Origin of the sequence: Streptomyces sp. NPDC058632 (assembly GCF_042717095.1) — a bacterium.
Lineage (GTDB): Bacteria > Actinomycetota > Actinomycetes > Streptomycetales > Streptomycetaceae > Streptomyces.
The window spans coordinates 114,599-131,603 of sequence record NZ_JBHXQZ010000004.1; the positions used below are offsets into that span (position 1 = coordinate 114,599).

The window sequence follows — 17,005 nt, forward strand, 5'->3', positions numbered from 1 at the left end:
TCTTCGCAGTTCACCTTGCACGTCGCCGAAGTACTTCTTCGACGTCTCAGAAGAGGAAGTAACGCTGCGCCATCGGCAGTTCGGAGGCGTAGGCGCGGTCGACGATCTGGTCGTCGACGAAGGTCGTCACGTCCGTGACCTTCGCGCCCCCGATGACGACTTCGTAGGTGTCGGGGTCGATCGTGACCTCGGGGGTGGCGTCGTTTTCCTTCATGTGCTTTTTGAAGACGCCGCGTGTGCTGGTGATGGCCCTGAACTGTTTGTTCAGCTTGTGCTTCTTGGCCAGGCCGTTCTTGACGGCCCGCTCGGTGACGAAGTTGAAGGAGATGGAGCCGGGGGCCCGGCCTGTCGCTCCCCACATGGGGCGGGGCAGGACCGGCTGCGGAGTGGGGATGGAGGCGTTGGCGTCGCCCACCTGCGCGTAGGCGATCTGTCCGCCCTTGATGACGGTGTGTGGTTTGACTCCGAAGAACTTCGGTTCCCACAGCACCAAGTCGGCCAGCTTGCCGGTCTCCACCGACCCGACGACGGCGTCGATACCCTGGGCGATGGCCGGGTTGATCGTGTACTTCGACACGTACCGGCGGGCACGCCGGTTGTCGGCCGGCAGCGGATCATCCTCCGAGGTCGTGTTCTTGGTCTTCTCGTCCTGCGGTAGATCCTCCTGCAGGAAGCCGCGGCGTACCTTCATGACGTGCGCGGTCTGCCAGGTGCGCATGATCATTTCACCGATGCGGCCCATGGCCTGGGCGTCCGAGGACATGATGGAGATGGCGCCGAGGTCGTGCAGGGTGTCCTCGGCTGCCATCGTGGAGGGCCGGATCCGGGAGTCCGCGAAGGCCAGGTCCTCCTCGACCTTCGGGTTGAGGTGATGGCAGACCATCACCATGTCGAAGTGCTCCTTGACCGTGTTGACGGTCAGTGGACGGGTGGGGTTGGTGGAGGCGGGAAGGACGTTCGGCTCACTCACCATCTTGATCATGTCCGGGGCATGTCCGCCGCCGGCGCCCTCGACGTGGAAGATATGGATGGAGCAGCCGCCGATGGCGTTGACGGTGTCCTTGACGAAGCCTGCCTCGTTCAGGGAGTCGGCATGGAGTGCGAGCTGCACACCGGTCTTCTTGCAGACCTGAAGGCATTTTCTGATGACGGCCGGGGTGGCACCCCAGTCCTCGTGGATCTTGAAGCCGATGATGCCTGCGTCCACCTGGTCGTACATGGACTTCTCGGACATGGTGGCCCCCTTGCCGAGCAGCCCGATGTTGACCGGGAAGGCGTCCAGCGCTTCGAAGGTGCGGGCGATGTGCCAGGAGCCGGGGGTCACGGTGGTGGCCGTGCTGCCCTCTGCGGGCCCCGTCCCGCCACCGATGAGCGTGGTGACACCTGCGGCCAGTGCCTCTTTGACCTGGTCGGGGCAGATGAAGTGGACGTGCGTGTCAATGCCCCCGGCGGTGAGAATCCTGCCCTTGCCCGCGATGACCTCGGTGTCCGGGCCGATGGCGAAGTCGGTGGGCTTGGGGCCGGTGCCGTTGTGAGGACCGGCTTCCTCGTGCAGAGGATCCATCGTCTCCGGGTTGTACGCTTTGCCGAGGGCGACGATGTCGCCGTCCCGGATGGCGATATCGGCTTTGACGATGCCCCAGTGGTCCAGAACGACAGCGCCGGTGATGACCGTGTCGGGCGGTTCGACGGCGAGGTTGCCGGCGGACTCGCGGCTTGCGCCCGGGTTGCGCGGCGCGATGGACTGTCCCATCGACTCACGGATCACCTTGCCGCCGCCGAACACCATCTCGTTGCCGCTGCGTCCGGGGCCGCCCGACCAGTCGTCCTCGATCCTGATCTGCAGCGCCGTGTCGGCAAGCCGGATCCGGTCGCGGGTCGTCGGGCCGAACCGGTCCGCGTACGCGAGGCGGGGCAGCGGATCAGAAGGCTTCGGAGGCCGCTGGCAGCAGGAACAGTCGGGGCACTCGGTCCTGGAAGTCACATCCGCTCCTTGTCGAACGAACCCTGCGTGTTGTCGAGCGAGCCTTCGAGCTTTTCGGGTAGACCCTTGGTCTTGCCGCGCAGACCGTGGACCACGCGCTCACCCTCGATGGGGACGAGTTCGACCTCTTCGGAGATGCCGGGCTCGAAACGTACGGAACTGCCGGCCGGGACGTGCAGACGCTTGCCCCACGCCCTTTCACGGTCGAATTCCAGCCCGGCGTTGGCCTCGGCGAAGTGGTAGTGCGAACCGACCTGGACAGGGCGGTCGGTCGGGTTCTTGACTGTCGACTTCGTGACTTCGCGCCCTTCGTTGAAGACCACTACCTGGTCCTCCTGGCGCGTGGAGCAGTCCACCTTTCCCGGATGGACGATCCCCGTCTCGCCGTCGGCCGCCTCCGGGAAGGGGTCGTGGATGGTGACCAGCTTCGTGCCGTCGGGGAACGTGGCCTCCACCTGTACGTTCTCGATCATCTCGGGGACGCCGTCCATGACCTCCTCCCGCGACAACACCTTCCGCCCGGACGACATGAGCTCAGCAACGGTCCTGCCGTCCCGGGCCCCCTCGAGGACATGCACGATCAACAGCGCCATCGACTCGGGGTAGTTCAGCCGCACCCCCCGGGCCCGCCGCTTCTCGGCGACATCCGCCGCCACGTGAATCATCAAGCGTTCTTGCTCATGTGGAGTCAGGTGCACAGTGCTGCTCCCCCGTGTTCGCTCCTGTCCAGAACTTCCGCCCTGGGCCTGCTTACCGGGACCGGCCGTGCCCGTTTCAGCGGTCCGGGCGAAGCCCTACGACTTGCCCTCCCATGCCGCTGACACACTGCCGCGGTCCGTTTTCGACCGTTCGGCCCCAGCCCGTCGCCCAGCATCATGGTCACGCCGACCCAGCAGAGAGCAACACACTCCACCTATTCGCACCCGAATCAGTGAAAACCTGACCTTGCACTCGCGCTCACTCATTGGCGGTCAACGGAACGCGCAGCAGCCTCACGCGGTCCACATCGCGGCCGATGAGATCTGCCGGCCTTCGCGGCGGCCGGATCCACGAGGAGGGGCGGCTCCACGTGATCCGCGGCGATCCACGCCACGGCGAGGTGGTGGAGTTGCGGGCCGGGGACGCGCACACCCGGCCACGCCCCTGATCGGCCCGGATGAGACGTGGTGTCACAGGGCCATCGGGTCGGGCCGCCACCGGCCGTGCTCAGCGCGCCGGTGGCCCTTGGGGCCCCTGGCGCCGGTCGCCGCTGTGCCGACGGAGCCGGTCGGTGTGGCGGGCGACGTCATCGACGCGCGCCGCGAGGTCGGGATGGCCGGACACCAGATGCGCGTGCGTCACCGTCAGGGGGCCGACGAGGGCGGCGGCGTCGTTGTCGGCGAGGGCCGCGGTGAGTTCGGCGAGAGGGATGCGGGCGGCGGCAGGGAGATCGGTGAGCGCGGTGATCTGGCCGGCGAGCCGGCGCAGGTCCGCGACGTTGGCGCGGGCCCATGCGGTGACGGTGCGGTCGGCGGCGCGGCGATCGCGGGTGGCCCGCACCCGCTGCTCGCCCGTGGACCCCGGGTTTCCGGGGCGTACGCGCAGGTAGCGGCGTTCGGCGGCCTGGCGGCTGGAGACACCCAGGGGATGGGCGAGGCCGGCCCAGCTGGCGCCCGCCTCCGGGGCCTCTTCGATCAGGACCGGTTCCCACCCGGCGAGCTGATCGCGGACTTCGCGGAGCAGCAGGAGCGCGGTGAGCGCCTGCTGCTCCGAGCCGGCCCGGACGGGCTCGGGACGCCCCCCGTCCTGCGTGTCCGGGCGGTGCGCAGGGCTTCGTGGATCGTGTTCAGCGCGGCGGCGGCGAGGAAGGAAGTGGGGGTCAGACCGCGGGCGCGCGGGGTGGGCCGATCGTCACTGGTCATGGAATCTCCAGCAGGCATTGTCGTCATTTCGGCGACACTCGACTTGTCATCACTTGGATGACATGCTACAACGAAGGCAGGTGAACCGCATTGGCAGCAAAGTGCCCGACCCGAACACTGGAGGTGTTTCACCATGTTGATGCGCACCGATCCCTTCCGTGAGCTCGACCGGCTCACCCAGCAGCTCCTGAACACGACCGGCACCTGGTCGCGGCCGTCGGCGATGCCCATGGACGCCTACCGTGAGGGCGAGGAGTACGTGATCGCCCTCGACCTGCCCGGCGTCTCCACGGACGCGATCGAGATCGACGTCGAACGGAACATGCTGACCGTCAAGGCCGAGCGGCGGCCCGTCACCAAGGCGGACGACGTGCAGATGGAGCTCTCCGAGCGGCCCCTGGGAGTCTTCTCCCGCCAGGTCGTGCTGGCCGACACCCTGGACACCGAGCGCATCAAGGCGGACTACGACGCGGGTGTGCTGACCCTGCGTATCCCGATCGCCGAGCGCGCCAAACCGCGCAGGATCGCCATCGGCGGCTCCGCCCACAAGGAGATCAGCGGCTGACCCCTCTCCCAGCCGCGCGGAGCACGGGGAGACGGCCTGCTCTGCGGCCGCCCCCGGCACACAGGGCCGAAGGCAGCGACAACCCCTCCCCCTACCGGGCGACATCGGTGGCCGGCGAAAGAACCCCGGCCACCGCCTCCCCCGCCACCTCCTACGAGAAAGGCAACCGCGTCACCGATGATCCCCCAGCAGGAGCCGTGCCGGTCCACCGTCAGCACGGCCTACGAGCAGATGCTGGAAAGAGTGCGCTACGAAGGCGCATACCCCACCCGCGCACGGGCCGAGCAGGCCGTGCGCGCCGTGCTGGCCTCCCTCGGGCGGCAGCTGACAGGCGACGAGCGCGTGGCACTGGCGGCCGGGCTGCCCCACGAAGCCGCCGTCGTCCTCACATCACAGACACCCGCCACCCAGCCCTTCACCGGCTGGCGCTTCGTCGAGGACCTCTCCTCCCGCACCGGCGGCACGACAGCCACCACCCGCTGGGACACCGGCACCGTCCTACGCGTCGTCGCCCAGCTCACCGACGAGAAGCTCCTCGACCGTATCCTCACCCAGCTCCCCACCGGTTACGCCCTGCTGTTCGGCCGCGCCGAACTCACCCAGGCCGCCTGACACCCGGGAGCGGTGCACTGCGGTACAACGGAGCCGGGACACCGCCGCTCAACGAGCGGACGTCCCCGAACGCATCAGCGCCGCCCAGGACGACAACCGGCCGCCGGCCTTGTCCACTCCTCGGGTGCCGGTCGGCCAGGACGCGGCAGAGCGCGTCGAGCGGCAGCCCGCTGTGAGCCGAGGCGATGGCGGCAGGCGCGTCCAGGCATGCGTCCAGGCACCGCCGAGGGTGCTCGACCAAGCCATCGGTGAACATCAGGACCGTGTCTCCGGCCAGCAGCCGGTGGATGTGGTCGGGGCGTGACAGAGCGTCGTCCACACCGAGAGGCAGGCCGGGTTCGGCATACGGGTAGCGGGGGGAGGCGGGCGTCGACGGGTCCTGCCACAGGGGACGAGTCGATGCTCCTCACCGCCCGGGAGCCGAGTGCGCGGGGCCTGTCCGGGACCGCCCCCGGCTCGCGGTGATCAGGGCTCCAAGCTCGGGGGACGCGGCGGATTTCGCCGGGTTGCTGCCGAGGTCGGCCGGTCGGGCCCCGTTGCACCAAGCTCACCGCCCGCGGGCGGTGACGCGGGCGACAGAAGCGTGCCGCGAAGGGAGACCTGTACCTCCGTCGGCGACTGCTGCGGACGGGGTGCTTACGACGTACGGCTGCGCACGCCCGGCTACGGGGCCTCGTCGTGAATCACGAGTTTGAATTCGGCGAGCGTCACCAGCCGGGGGGCCGCGTCGTTGTGCGTGACGCGCAGCGCCAGGGGTGTGCCGGGCTCGACGAAGATGCCGTGGTTCTTGACGTAGTACTGGCCGCCCGGCGTCGGGGTGCGGTGCTCGGTCGCCGTTGTGTCGTTGGGGTTCGTGGTCAGGCCGAGCGGGTCCCGTACGAACTGGTCGCGCAACTCGGTGTAACCACCGGAGGAACCGGCCGTCTCCCATTGGATCATGGCGTGCAGATGACCCCAGCCCGCCTTGGAGGGCCAGATCAGCCCACTGCGGTCGTCCGTCGCCCAGCCGCTCACCACGTACCCGTCGGGCTGAACTGCCTGGTGCATCCCGAACCGGTCGGTCGGCTCCGCCGCACCGAACGGAAACCTCACTATTCGGTACGTGCTGCCGGGTTGGATCAGCTGGTGCGTGTCGGTCTTGAGGGAGCACACCTGTACCCCGGGAGCGGGGGTCGCGTCAGCGGACATACAGCGATGCTGCCCGCCATCGGATCGGCCGATGGCGGAACCTGCCGATCCGGCGGACGGCGCTCGACGCACAGCGAACCACGGAGCGTGCCCGTGCGCCGCCTCGTGCGCCGGGGGCTACACCCCTCACCACGGGCGCCGTCCTCCACCTGGTGCCCGAGGACCTGAGAGGCGACCCCCAGCAGTTGATGAGCTGGATGCGCGTGCGCAGGATCGTGCACGCCTGGCTGCCGGCGTCCTACATACTCTGGATCGACGAGGACTCCGAGGAGCGCCTGCGAGGTCTGGTACTGCGCCAGGTGGCGACGGGGGCGGAGCCGCTCCCCGAGCCGGCACTGCACCGGATGCGGCAGATCCTGCCGGAACTTCAGATCTGCTACGTCTACGGTCCGACCGAGACCACCGTCTACAGCATCACGTACAACGAGCCGCGCGCCCTGGAGCGCAGGTGCCCGATCGGCCGTCCCGTGGACAACACCCGTATCCACCTGCTGGATCAGCGGCGCCGGCCCGTACCGCCCGGTGTCACCGGCGAGGTGTACATCGGCGGAGCCGGTGTGGCCGGCGGGTATCTCAACCGGCCCGACCTGACCGACGAACGTTTCCTGCCGGATCCAGTCGTCCCCGGCGAACGGGCCTACCGCACCGGAGATCTGGCACGGCTGCTCCCCGACGGCAACTTCGAGTTCGTCGGCCGCGTCGACGACCAGGTCAAGCTCCGTGGCTTCCGCATCGAGCCCGCAGAGGTGGCGGCAGCCCTGCAGGAGCTGCCCGGCGTCACGGAGGCGGCTGTGCTCGCCGACCGCGACGAGGCCGGCGAGACCGTGCTGGTGGCAGGTGTGGGCCGCGTCGACGGGCCTCCTGTGCCGCCCCACGAATGGCGCGCCGCCCTGTCCGAGCGTCTGCCGGACCACATGATCCCGTCGTTGTTCGCCGAGTTCCCCCGGCTGCCGCTCAACCGCAGCGGCACGCTGGACCGTCGGGCCGTGCGCGCACGACGCTGCCCGCCCAGGCCAACGTCCAGGCACCCCGCGACGGTGTCGAGATGTCGCTGTACCGGATCTGGCGACAGGTGCTGCTTCATCCCGGCATCGGCATCACCGACGACTTCTTCGCGGTCGGGGGCACCTCGCTGTCCGCCATCAAGGTCTTGCACCTGATCCGTGAGCGGTTCGGCCGGGACCTGCCGATCCGCGACGTGCTCGAGCACCCCACGATCGAGCGCCTGGCGGCACGCCTGCACCAGGGGGCACCGGCAGCGGGCGACGATTCCCTGATCGAGTTCCGCGCGGGCCGCGACTACGCCCCGCGGCCGAGGGGCGGACCCGTGAGGAAGCGGCCGCGGCCGAAGCCGAGTTGCGCCGGTTCTGGCAGGACCGGGCTCTGGGCGGCTTCCGGGTCGAGCAGGTGGAGGGCGGTCACTGGGATGTACTGGAAGGAGAGCGGGTGCCCCGCATCGCCGAACTGATCACCGACGAACTCGTCCGGCTCGACGGCAGGTTCGCGGGAAACCCGGTAGCGGAGGCATGATGTATCCCCCCATCCCCTCCTCCGGCCCGGCCCGCGCCGTGTACGAACAGGCCGGGCGTACTCCGCACGCTCCCGCCGTGAGCGACGGGGGCCGCGTACTGGACTACGCCGCCCTGGACGCCGAAACCGCAAACGTCGCTGCCGCGTTACGGGCCCGGGGCGTGTGGCCCGCAGACGCCGTCGCCGTGGGCCTGCCCCGGTCGTGGCAGCTCGTCTGCGTCATGCTGGGCCCTGCCGGGTCCGCTGGGCCCCCGGCACGCTCGTCTTCTGGGACAACCGCTGCGTACAGCACCACGCCACGTACGACTACTACCCGCACACCCGCTACGGTCGCCGGGTCGCGATCAACGGCGGCCCGCTGAAGAGCTGACCGGCTGCCGAGACCACAGACCCAATCCCTTCGGGCCGAGCGCTCCACGCTGCCACGGCTCACCCGGCCCGTCCTTCACGTCTTCCGCTCCAGGAAGGCCGCCAGGCCCGACAGGAGCCGGCCGACGTCCTCGCTGTCGGTGTAGGGGGCCAGTCCGATACGGAGGCCGCCGGTGTCTCCGAGGCCGAGGCGGCGGGATGCCTCCAACGCGTAGAAACTGCCGGAGGGTGCGTGGACGCCGCGGTCGGCCAGGAAGCGGTAGGCGTCCACGGTGCTGTGGCCGTCGAGGGTGACGAGCAGGGTCGGGGTACGCCGGGCCGCGCGGGACCGGACGGTGACCTGCTCGAAGGCCGCCAGTCCTTTCTCGAGCCGGTCGCGCATCGCGTCCTCGTGTTCCTCGATCATCCCGAATGCCGAGCCGAGCCGTTCGCGGCGGCTGCCGGTCTGATGCGCGGCCAGTCCGGCCAGGAAGTCGACCGCCGCACGGGTGCCCGCCAGGAACTCGTAGGGCAGCGTGCCGAGCTCGAAGCGCTCGGGAACCACGTCCGTGGAGGGCAGCAGCTTGTCGGGGCGCAGCGTTTCGAGGAGTTCGGGCCGGGCGGCCAGGACGCCGTGGTGGGGGCCGAGGAACTTGTACGGGGAGCAGACGAAGAAATCCGCGCCGAGCGCCTCGATGTCGACGAGGGCGTGGGCGGCGTAGTGCACTCCGTCGACGTACAGCAGGGCGCCCGCCTCGTGCACGATCCGCGCGATCTCGCCGATCGGAGGAATCGTGCCGAGGAGGTTCGAAGCCCCGGTGACCGCCACCAGCCGGGTGCGTTCGCTGAGCACGGCCCGGATGTCGTCGCCGGTCAGTTCACCGGTGGCCGGATCGAAGTCCGCCCAGCGGACGGTGCAGGCGGCCCGCTCGGCCGCCTGTATCCAGGGCCGGATGTTGGCGTCGTGGTCCAGCCGTGTGACGACCACCTCGTCGCCCGGTGACCAGGTTCCGGCGAGGGTGCGGGAGAAGTCGTAGGTGAGCTGGGTGGCGCTGCGGCCGAAGACGATGCCCGCCGGGTCGGCGCCCAGGAGGTCGGCCATGGCACGGCGGGCTGCGACGACGACGGTCTCGGCGTTGCGCTCGCCGGGCAGACCGTCGCCCCGGATCGAGAGTGGTTGGGACAGCGCGGCGCCGATCGCCTCGATGACGGGCAGCGGCATCTGGGTGCCGCCGGGGCCGTCGAAGTGGGCGGTGCCGGTGGCCAGCGCGGGAACCTGGGCGCGCAGGGCGGTGAGGTCGTAGGTCACGTGGGACTTCCTGTCGGTGCGGCCGGGAGGATGCGGCGGGTCGGCGTGTCGGTCAGGGGTGCGAGCCGTCGGTCGGCGGTTCCTGCAGCGGGTCGGAGAGCTGCTCGCGCAGATAGTTCCAGACGACCGCGATCAGCGCGGCGACCGGTACGGCGAGCAGGCTGCCGACGATGCCGACCAGGCTCCCGCCCAGTGTCACCGCCAGCAGGATGACCGCCGCGTGCAGTCCGAGACCGCGGCTCTGGATCATGGGCTGGAACACGTTGCCCTCGAGTTGCTGCACCACGACGATGATGATCAGCACGAACAACGCGTCCATCAGGCCGTTGGACACGAGCGCGATCAGCACCGCCACCAGACCGGCGAACAGGGCGCCGATGATGGGCACGAAAGCGGACACGAAGGTCAGCACCGCCAGCGGAAGCACCAGCGGTACGCCCAGGATCCACAGGCCCAGTCCGATGAGCACGGCATCGATCAGGCCGACGAGCGCCTGGGACCGGACGAACGATCCCAGGGTGTCCCAGCACCGCGCGGCCACGACCGGGACGTCGGTGGCGAGCCGGCCGGGGAGCTGCCGTCCGAGCCACGGCAAAAAGCGCGGGCCGTCCTTGAGGAAGAAGAACATCAGGAAGAGCCCCAGCACGGCTGTGACCACACCGTTGAAGACGGTGCTCACCCCTGTGGCGACCGTGGAGACAATGGTTCCGGCGCTGTCCTGGACGCGGGCGGTCGCGGTGTCGAAGGCACCGGCGATCCGCTCCTCGCCGATGTTCAGCGGCGGCCCGGCGGCCCACTCGCGCAGCCGCTGGATGCCTTCCACCACTCCGTCGGTCAGCTCGCCGGACTGCGACGTCACGGGCACCGCGATCAGCGCGACGGTGCCTGTGGCCACCAGCAGGAACAATACGGTCACCAATGACGCGGCGAGCGCCGGGGCGAGGCCACGTCGACGCAGGAAGCGGGTCGGGGGCCAGGTGAGCGTGGTAAGAAGGAGACCGACTATCAGGGGCCAGACGATCGGCCACATCCGGCCCACAACCCACAGAACCACCGCGACGGCCACCAGGACCAGCAGCAGTTCACCGGAGATGCGCGCGGACGTACGCAGTGCGGCGCGGGTTTTCCCCGCATTCAACGTGGCAGACATGAAGGCACCTTATGGGGCCCGCCGGTCACGGTGATCACGGGCCTCGCCGCGTTGCGTCCGTCGCCGGCGGGCGCCGACGGCTGACGACCGCTCACCCGTCCGGCACGCCGGCCGATCCCCGTGGGCGGGAGATCGATGCCGTGTCCGAGAACCGGCGGTGGCGGCGCGAGGCCCCGCACGCCGCCACCGGCACGGTGTCCACCGCAGAGGAGCGGTCAGCTGAGGGGGTCCAGGGTGAGCCGGGCCTGGCGCGGGTCGCCGTCGTGGACGAGCGACTCGTGATTGCCCACGTCGTCGAAGGCGAAGGCGTAGGCCTTCCCGTCGGCCATCTGCGCGTGAACGGCACGGGCGTAGTGATTGGTGACGGCGTCCTGGTAGAAAGCTGCCGCGCCGGAGTCCGGCTGGTGGGGGTTGGTCAGGAGCGTGGAGCGGTGGAATCCGGCGCACAGGGTGCGGGAAATGGGGCCGCGCACCTGGTCGTTCGGCGCGTCGAGCCGCCGGTGGCAGCCGAAGATGGAGGAGGCGTCCGGCTTCTGGAAGCTGGTGACGACGGCGCCCGCGCTGTTGGTGAAGTTCATGACGTCACCAAAGACCCGTCCGTAGTACTTGACGTCGGGCTGGTGGGCGAAGGGGGTGACCGTCAGGGCCGAGGTGGTGTACTTCTGCCAGACGCGGTTGACGTAGTCGTCCATGACCGACGCCGGCAGGGCGCCCGTTTCCACTCCGTACAGCGGGGACAGCGCGCGTAGCACGGTGCCGTCGGACCGGGTCTGGATCAGATTGGCCCAGCCTCCGGACTGCCTTCGGAGTGCGTTGAAGAATCCGTTGTAGCCGCCGGGCTTGAGCCGGCCGGTGCTCGCCGTGCTGCCGTCGGCGCGCTGCACCCCGACCGAGTAGGGGGTGGAGAACATGTCGACCTGCGTGCTGTTGAGCCACAGGCCCGAGTCGTTGAGGGTGTACTCCGACCAGTTGAAGAGGATGTCCCGGTTGGGGTCCGTGGGGTTCTGCACGGCGGGCTGCACCAGGCCGCCGGTGGTCAGCTTGAACACGAGCTTGTGACCGTACGAGAAGTAGATGCGGCCGGAGAACTTCGGCATGCGGATGGTCGTGGACTGTCCGGCCGCCGGGCCCGGTATCGACGCGTCGGGCGCGGGGGTGGGCGGGTTGCCGCCCGCGGGCCAGGGGTGGAACGTGCCGTTCGCGTCGGCCCAGCCCTGTCGGCCGGTCGACAGCTGGGTGCCGAGGTTGTAGACGTACACCCGTTCACCACGGCCCGAGTTGTTGGTGATCTGCAGGGGGATGGTGTCCGGGACGGCGGCGTGGGCGGGTGAGGGGGTCGCCGTGGCGAGCAGTGAGCCGCCGAGCAGCATGACGATGGTCGACACCACGGTCAGGGCCCGTTGTTTGAGTGTGCGCAGCATGCTCCGTCTCCGTTCGACTGCGGCCGATGCGGGGTGGGGGGTGAGAGCGCTCTCAGCGTGCCGTCCTGGTATGGACCTGTCAACGGGTGGGAAGGAGTGGGCCCGTCGGGTGCGAAGGCGTCACCGTCCACCGCGCCGCCCCGGACCGACTCCGTGCGCACCGCAGTCCGTGCGCACTACAGTCTGTCGGCCGGGAGCGACGCGTAGAGGTCGGCGAGGCGGGTCACAGCGGGATGAACGGCGGGGAACACGAGGCCGTCCACCCGGATGACGGGGTGGACCCCGCCGGTGGAGTTGGTGGCGAACACGGCATCGCACTGGGCCAGTTCGGGCAGAGTGACGCGGGCGGTCGTCCCCGCCCCGGCGCGGCGCAGGAGTTCGCGGGCGGTGCCCGCGAGGGCCGGGCCTGTCGGCCAGACCACCCGGCCCTCATGGACGACGCCGATGTTCCAGGTGCTGCCCTCCAGCAGTGTCGAGTCGCCGTCCGTGAACAGCACGTCGTCGTAACCCGACCTCCGGGCCTCGCGCCGTAGCCGCAGAGCGCCGAACAGACCGACGCCCTTCACCTCGGGCAGGTCCCGGAGGTGGACGGCGGAGCGCACTCGCAGTGGCTCCGCCCTGGTCGCGGGCGCGGGTCCGGCCGTCACCAGGACCTGCGGGACCGCGTCCTCGGAGATGGTGGCGAGACCGAGGAGCGGATCGAAAACGGTGATCCGCACGGTGGACCGGCCTGTCGCCGGAGCCGCGCGGCGCGCCCAGGTGCGAACCCGTCCGGTGTCGAGCGGCACGTCGAAGAGGAGACGGCAGTCGCGGTCCAGCCGCTCGAGGTGCAGTTCCAGTCCGCGGACCCTGCCGTCCTCGACCGCCATGGTGGTGAAGTGGCCGTAGTTGGTCAGGGCCAGTGCCCGCAGAGCCTCTGGGCCGGCGGGTGAGCCGTTCAGTTCCGTCACCCCTGCGGAGCCCGCGCCCCACCCCCGGAGCGGCACGCTCCGGTCGGCGGGTACACGACTCATTTGATGAAATCCTCGACGACCTTCGGCGGCCAGGTGCCGACCTTGAGCACGCCCATGGAGTAGGCCCGGGACACCAGGGCGGCGCGGTTGGGCACCTTGAGCTTACGGAGCAGACCGGACACGTGGTACTCCACTCCCTGCCGGCTGAGGTGGAGGCGGGAGGCGAGTGGCACGGTGGAGACACCGGCGGCTATGCCTTCGAGGATGCGTGCGTCGACCTCGCTGAGAAGCTTCTTGCGAGGCACCACGACCTCGGAGTCCACGCTCTCGCCGTCCGCCGCGGGCAGCATCACCAGGATCGCGGCGACGTCCGGGATGTGGCCGCCGCGCACGGCCATCGCGGTCAGTGGAAGCGTGTGCGCGGTGTCCTGGCCCAGGGTGATGACCTCGGTGGCGAACCGGTTCCGCTTGCCCTCCAGCATGCGCGAGAACTGCCGCATCAGGGGCTGCTGAACGCTGGGGTGCACCAGGTCGCAGAAGGGCCGGCCGCAGAGGTCCTCCACCGGATTGCCGAACCGACGGCCGAACTCCTGGTTGGCCTGCTGGATGGTCAGGGTGGGGTCCAGGCACGCCACGGAGGCGTGGGACCGGTCGACGTCAGGGGCCGCCTCGGTCCCGTCTGCGGCGTGCGGACGGTCCATGACGAGGTCGTGGGGGAAAGGCGTCAAGGAACTCAGGCCCTTCTACGTTGTACTTCAAAGGGAAACAAAGAACACGGCCGGCTTTCGGATCGGCACGGAAGCCTGATCCCGCCGAAAATCCGTGACCGTGATCGGTATTGATTCGGAGATTACGGAGACGACTGTCCGTGGTCAATGTGAAATCAGGAGCGGCCCCCAACACTGTGGTCGCACCTGCGGTAGGTACGGTCCCGCACCGAAGGGGTTCGGTCTTCGGGGGTTCGGTGTGCCGATGGCCGCCTCGAACGGGCGCACTGCCCGTACCGGACGAAAACCCCCGGTGAGGGCACTCGGAGGAGCGGGGCCGGTACGCTGGGTAGACATGTCGGCCCGCGGGGACGGTCGGGCCCGCTCCGGTCGGGCGGGCACCCCGAGGACGGCGTCATAACCACACCCCGGGGCCCGCACACGGAAACGCCCGGGCACGGTCCTTGAATTCCGCGGACCGTTTCCGGATGTTCGTGAGCGCCTCATCCCCTCGGATCGGAGGGTATTCACGTACTGGAAATCAGGGCGATCAGTTCTCGTCGGCCGGAGATCCCGAGTTTCCGGTAGGAATGGGTAAGGTGCTTCTCCACGGCCCGGGAGCTGACTCCCATGGCCTCGGCGATCTCCTGGTTCGTCAGACCTCTGCAGGCGAACGCGGCCACCCTGCGTTCGGTGCGGGTGAGCACGGCCTCCGGGTAGGCGGTGACGCCCACGGGGGCCCCGGCGCCGACGGCGGCTCGTTCGGCGAGCCACGGTGCACCGCATGCGGTGGCGAGTGTCGTGGCCTCGCGGGCCAGGGCCTCCGACTCCACTCCCCCACCCAGCCGTTCGGCGAGCGCGAGCAGGGCGCGGGCGAGTTCCAGCTGGTTGGCGGAGCCGCGCAGCACGGCGACCGCCTGACGCAGCAGAGCCGTTCCACGGCCGCCCTCCTCCATGCGGCCCAGCAGACGCAGCGCGCGGCCCACACCCACCGGCGCTCCCCACTGCTGAGCACTGGCATATTCCTCCTCGGCCAGGGCACGCGCCGCGCGGAGGTCTCCGAGGCGGCGATGGACACCGATGGCCCAGGGACGCCAGGGAAACAGCACCGGATTCTGCCAGCCGGCGGCCTCGAGGCGGCGCCCGCAGGATCGCAGGGAGTCCAGTGCTCCGGTGAGATCGCCCATCGCCACGGCGCCGGCGGCCCCCAGCAGGCGCAGCATCGCGGTGACGGTCAGGCCCTGCGGGCGGATGTGTTCGGCGCGTCGCAGCACGCGTTGGGCCGGGAGAGGGTCACGGGTCTCCAGCGCCACCATCGCGTGCGCGAGGGTGGCGACCGTGCCGAGGCTGTGCCGGTCGGCCTCGGTCATACCGAGGGCGGTTTCGGACTGCTCGCGGGCCTGGGCGAGCCGGCCGCGGCCGATGTGGATCAGGGCCCGCTCGATGTGCACCAGCGCGTCGGCCGGCGTCGTGTGGTGTTCCCGGGCCCGGTACTCGACGGCCAGCCAGGAGTCGAGGGCCTCCACGGAATCAGCGGCGATCATGGTGATGACCACCAGGGGAAGGGTGGACTGGACGCGGGCGGAGGTCGCCGGCTCGCGGTCGAGGACGCGTTCGGCACAGCGGGCCACGTCCGCGGCCGGCAGACTGCTGCCGAAGGTGGCGGCGACGAGCAGGGCGATCGTCAGTTCCCGCTCGCCTCCGGTCTCCAACGGTGGCTCGGAGCCGAGTTGCCGCAACCGCTCGGCGGCGTCGGCGAGTTCGTAGGGGTCCTCGTAGGCGCAGTGGCGCAGCCGGGCTTCCAGGCGCAGGGCGAGGTCCCGGTCGGTTCCGGTGAGCCCGGCGGCCGGCCCGAGCCCTTCCGCGGCCTGGCGCAGCAGGTCGACGACGCCGGAGGGAGCGGGCCCAAGGGGTGTGGGTGAGATGCGCAGCACGGCCGCGGCCCGGTCACGGGCTTCGGGCAGCAGGGCTGTCGCCTGCGCGATGTGCCGTTCACAGGCTACGGGATCGAAGGCACGTTCGGCGCTGCCGAGTTCGACGAGCAGGTGGGCCCGGTCAAGGCCCTGGGCGGCGCTGTCGAGAAGGGCACGACGCAGGTAACGGGCCGCGGCGTCGGGGGCTCCGCGGCGCAGGGCCGTGTCGGCGGCGGACCGCAGGACGTCCACGGTCCAGGGCTGATGGCGGGTGACGACGGCCATGAGCTGGGCGGCAACCTGTTCGGCGGAACGCCCGGAGGTGTACAGGAGGGCGGCCGCGTCGTCGTGGAGCTGTTCGCGCCGGACCATGGTCAGGGTCGACTCGGCGGCGTCCCGCACCACACGGTGGATGAAGCGCGGCCCGCGGTCCGCGGCGACGAGCCCGAGGGCCACCAGGGTGCGCAGCGCGGCCGTGTAGCCGACGGGGTCGAGGCGCGCCAGGTCGGCAACGTTGTCGGGGTCGACGTGATCGCCGAGTACCGCGATGGCGGCCGCGAGGTCACGGACCGGCTGGGCCTGGGTGCGCAGGATGCTGGCGAGTCGCTCCCGCAGCTGGGAGGGACGCAGCGACCGTGCCTGGTCGGCGTGTTCGGCGAGCGGCCGCAGGCCGGCGTGTTCCATGCCGAGCAGGATGGACATCAGGAACAGGGGGTTGCCGACGGCGGTCTCGTGACAGGCATGGACGAAGGTGTTGTCGCCGGGCTCGCCGAACCGTTCGTGGACCAGCTCGCGGGTGGCGTCGAGGCTGAGGGAAGCGGGCCGCAGGGACTGGGTGGCGGCTTCCCTGACTTCCCGTACCAGGGTGTGGTGGGTGCGGGGATCTCCGTCACGCAGGGCGCACACGACGACGGCGCGCAGGCCGTGCAGCCGTTTGGCCAGGTAGGTCAGCCAGCGCAGAGAGGGTACGTCGGACCACTGGAGGTCGTCGACGAGGACGAGGAGCCTGCCGTCGGCGCTGACGTTGGCCAGCAGGGACAGCAGGCCGTGCAGGACCGCCTCACTGGCCGCGGCGGCCTGGTCCGCACCGGGTGAGTCGCTGTCGTCGGCGAAGACGTGGCGGGCGAAGGAGGCGTGGGCGTCCATCCAGCGGGCGCCGGTGTCCTCGGGCGAGGTGGACAGCAGGCTCTCGAAGAGCTGTCGCACGACTCCGAAGGCGAAGTCCTGTTCCATGGGTGCCGCGTTGGCACGCAGCACCCGGATGTCGTCGTGGCCGTCGGCGAGTGCGGGCAGGGACTGCAGCAGGGCTGATCGCCCGATGCCCAGCGGGCCGGTGACCATGATCAGGGAGGATCTGCCCCGACCGGCGGCGGCCAGCGCCGCGTCGACCAGGGACGTCTCGGTGGTGCGCTCCAGCAGCATGT

17 protein-coding genes and 2 pseudogenes are annotated in these 17,005 nt (G+C 70.0%); 7 read left to right on the forward strand and 12 right to left on the reverse strand.

What is annotated here, in order from left to right; all coding sequences use genetic code 11:
- Positions 1–46: 46 nt before the first annotated feature.
- Both ACFWVE_RS03335 and ACFWVE_RS03340 read right to left on the reverse strand, forming a co-directional pair.
- Positions 47–1,918 carry an urease subunit alpha gene (locus ACFWVE_RS03335; protein ID WP_384007780.1) on the reverse strand — a complete coding sequence of 624 codons (1,872 nt, stop codon included), beginning with the start codon at positions 1,916–1,918 and terminating at the stop codon, positions 47–49.
- A 62-nt stretch (positions 1,919–1,980) separates the two neighbouring features.
- On the reverse strand, positions 1,981–2,682 hold the full coding sequence (locus ACFWVE_RS03340; RefSeq protein WP_384007734.1) for an urease subunit gamma: 702 nt from the start codon (positions 2,680–2,682) through the stop codon (positions 1,981–1,983).
- Between the two features lie 317 nt (positions 2,683–2,999).
- On the opposite strand from ACFWVE_RS03340, the gene ACFWVE_RS03345 reads away from it, so the two are divergent.
- Positions 3,000–3,131 (forward strand): hypothetical protein, encoded by a 132-nt coding sequence (locus ACFWVE_RS03345; RefSeq protein ID WP_384007736.1) that lies wholly within the window; start codon positions 3,000–3,002, stop codon positions 3,129–3,131.
- 59 nt (positions 3,132–3,190) lie between these two features.
- Here ACFWVE_RS03345 and ACFWVE_RS03350 read toward each other — a convergent pair whose 3' ends face one another.
- Positions 3,191–3,523 carry a hypothetical protein gene (locus ACFWVE_RS03350; RefSeq protein WP_384007737.1) on the reverse strand — a complete coding sequence of 111 codons (333 nt, stop codon included), beginning with the start codon at positions 3,521–3,523 and terminating at the stop codon, positions 3,191–3,193.
- Between the two features lie 134 nt (positions 3,524–3,657).
- Positions 3,658–3,885, reverse strand: a complete 228-nt coding sequence (locus tag ACFWVE_RS03355; protein ID WP_384007739.1) for a hypothetical protein — start codon at positions 3,883–3,885, stop codon at positions 3,658–3,660.
- Positions 3,886–4,018: 133 nt separating this feature from the next.
- Here ACFWVE_RS03355 and ACFWVE_RS03360 point away from each other — a divergent pair, with 133 nt between their 5' ends.
- Positions 4,019–4,450, forward strand: coding sequence for an Hsp20/alpha crystallin family protein (locus ACFWVE_RS03360; protein WP_384007741.1), 432 nt, complete (start codon positions 4,019–4,021; stop codon positions 4,448–4,450).
- 177 nt (positions 4,451–4,627) lie between these two features.
- Positions 4,628–5,062, forward strand: a complete 435-nt coding sequence (locus ACFWVE_RS03365) for a DUF2267 domain-containing protein (RefSeq protein WP_384007743.1) — start codon at positions 4,628–4,630, stop codon at positions 5,060–5,062.
- Here the strand turns inward: ACFWVE_RS03365 and ACFWVE_RS03370 are convergent.
- A complete protein-coding gene (locus ACFWVE_RS03370) occupies positions 5,046–5,450 on the reverse strand; it encodes a SpoIIE family protein phosphatase (RefSeq protein ID WP_384007782.1) in 405 nt (134 codons plus the stop codon). The genes ACFWVE_RS03365 and ACFWVE_RS03370 overlap by 17 nt on opposite strands.
- A 275-nt stretch (positions 5,451–5,725) precedes the next feature.
- A complete protein-coding gene (locus tag ACFWVE_RS03375; RefSeq protein WP_384007745.1) occupies positions 5,726–6,250 on the reverse strand; it encodes a hypothetical protein in 525 nt (174 codons plus the stop codon).
- 152 nt (positions 6,251–6,402) lie between these two features.
- On the opposite strand from ACFWVE_RS03375, the gene ACFWVE_RS03380 reads away from it, so the two are divergent.
- The 4 genes and pseudogenes from ACFWVE_RS03380 to ACFWVE_RS03395 form a co-directional block, all read left to right on the forward strand.
- On the forward strand, positions 6,403–7,410 hold the full coding sequence (locus ACFWVE_RS03380; protein ID WP_384007747.1) for an AMP-binding protein: 1,008 nt from the start codon (positions 6,403–6,405) through the stop codon (positions 7,408–7,410).
- The gene (locus ACFWVE_RS03385) at positions 7,296–7,718 is read left to right on the forward strand and encodes an acyl carrier protein (RefSeq protein WP_384007749.1); all 423 of its coding nucleotides are present in this window, start codon (positions 7,296–7,298) and stop codon (positions 7,716–7,718) included. Before ACFWVE_RS03380 ends, ACFWVE_RS03385 begins: the two co-directional genes overlap by 115 nt.
- Before the next feature lie 61 nt (positions 7,719–7,779).
- Positions 7,780–7,950, forward strand: a pseudogene (locus ACFWVE_RS03390) (hypothetical protein); the annotation flags it as partial.
- Positions 7,951–8,012: 62 nt separating this feature from the next.
- Positions 8,013–8,150, forward strand: a pseudogene (locus tag ACFWVE_RS03395) (TauD/TfdA family dioxygenase); the annotation flags it as partial.
- Positions 8,151–8,225: 75 nt separating this feature from the next.
- On the opposite strand, the gene ACFWVE_RS03400 reads toward ACFWVE_RS03395, so the two are convergent.
- The 6 genes from ACFWVE_RS03400 to ACFWVE_RS03425 all read right to left on the reverse strand — a co-directional run bounded on the left by ACFWVE_RS03400 (position 8,226) and on the right by ACFWVE_RS03425 (position 17,003).
- Complete coding sequence (locus tag ACFWVE_RS03400; protein ID WP_384007750.1) at positions 8,226–9,437, reverse strand: cysteine desulfurase-like protein; 1,212 nt, start codon at positions 9,435–9,437, stop codon at positions 8,226–8,228.
- 52 nt (positions 9,438–9,489) lie between these two features.
- Positions 9,490–10,587, reverse strand: a complete 1,098-nt coding sequence (locus ACFWVE_RS03405; RefSeq protein WP_384007752.1) for an AI-2E family transporter — start codon at positions 10,585–10,587, stop codon at positions 9,490–9,492.
- A gap of 215 nt (positions 10,588–10,802) precedes the next feature.
- Entirely contained in the window at positions 10,803–12,008 is a 1,206-nt protein-coding gene (locus ACFWVE_RS03410) for a glycoside hydrolase family 64 protein (protein ID WP_384007754.1), read from the reverse strand.
- 176 nt (positions 12,009–12,184) lie between these two features.
- Positions 12,185–13,021 carry an aminotransferase class IV gene (locus tag ACFWVE_RS03415; protein ID WP_384007756.1) on the reverse strand — a complete coding sequence of 279 codons (837 nt, stop codon included), beginning with the start codon at positions 13,019–13,021 and terminating at the stop codon, positions 12,185–12,187.
- The gene (locus ACFWVE_RS03420; protein ID WP_384007757.1) at positions 13,018–13,689 is read right to left on the reverse strand and encodes a PAS domain-containing protein; all 672 of its coding nucleotides are present in this window, start codon (positions 13,687–13,689) and stop codon (positions 13,018–13,020) included. Before ACFWVE_RS03420 ends, ACFWVE_RS03415 begins: the two co-directional genes overlap by 4 nt.
- Before the next feature lie 506 nt (positions 13,690–14,195).
- Positions 14,196–17,003, reverse strand: coding sequence for an AAA family ATPase (locus tag ACFWVE_RS03425; RefSeq protein ID WP_384007759.1), 2,808 nt, complete (start codon positions 17,001–17,003; stop codon positions 14,196–14,198).
- Positions 17,004–17,005: the final 2 nt, after the last annotated feature.

Coding starts and splice junctions, on each gene's coding strand:
- ACFWVE_RS03365 (WP_384007743.1), top strand. CDS start 4,628: ATGATCCCCCAGCAGGAGCCGTGCCGGTCCACCGTCAGCACGGCCTAC.
- ACFWVE_RS03425 (WP_384007759.1), bottom strand. CDS start 17,003: ATGCTGCTGGAGCGCACCACCGAGACGTCCCTGGTCGACGCGGCGCTG.
- ACFWVE_RS03405 (WP_384007752.1), bottom strand. CDS start 10,587: ATGTCTGCCACGTTGAATGCGGGGAAAACCCGCGCCGCACTGCGTACG.
- ACFWVE_RS03385 (WP_384007749.1), top strand. CDS start 7,296: ATGTCGCTGTACCGGATCTGGCGACAGGTGCTGCTTCATCCCGGCATC.
- ACFWVE_RS03355 (WP_384007739.1), bottom strand. CDS start 3,885: ATGACCAGTGACGATCGGCCCACCCCGCGCGCCCGCGGTCTGACCCCC.
- ACFWVE_RS03375 (WP_384007745.1), bottom strand. CDS start 6,250: ATGTCCGCTGACGCGACCCCCGCTCCCGGGGTACAGGTGTGCTCCCTC.
- ACFWVE_RS03360 (WP_384007741.1), top strand. CDS start 4,019: ATGTTGATGCGCACCGATCCCTTCCGTGAGCTCGACCGGCTCACCCAG.
- ACFWVE_RS03415 (WP_384007756.1), bottom strand. CDS start 13,021: ATGAGTCGTGTACCCGCCGACCGGAGCGTGCCGCTCCGGGGGTGGGGC.
- ACFWVE_RS03345 (WP_384007736.1), top strand. CDS start 3,000: ATGAGATCTGCCGGCCTTCGCGGCGGCCGGATCCACGAGGAGGGGCGG.
- ACFWVE_RS03410 (WP_384007754.1), bottom strand. CDS start 12,008: ATGCTGCGCACACTCAAACAACGGGCCCTGACCGTGGTGTCGACCATC.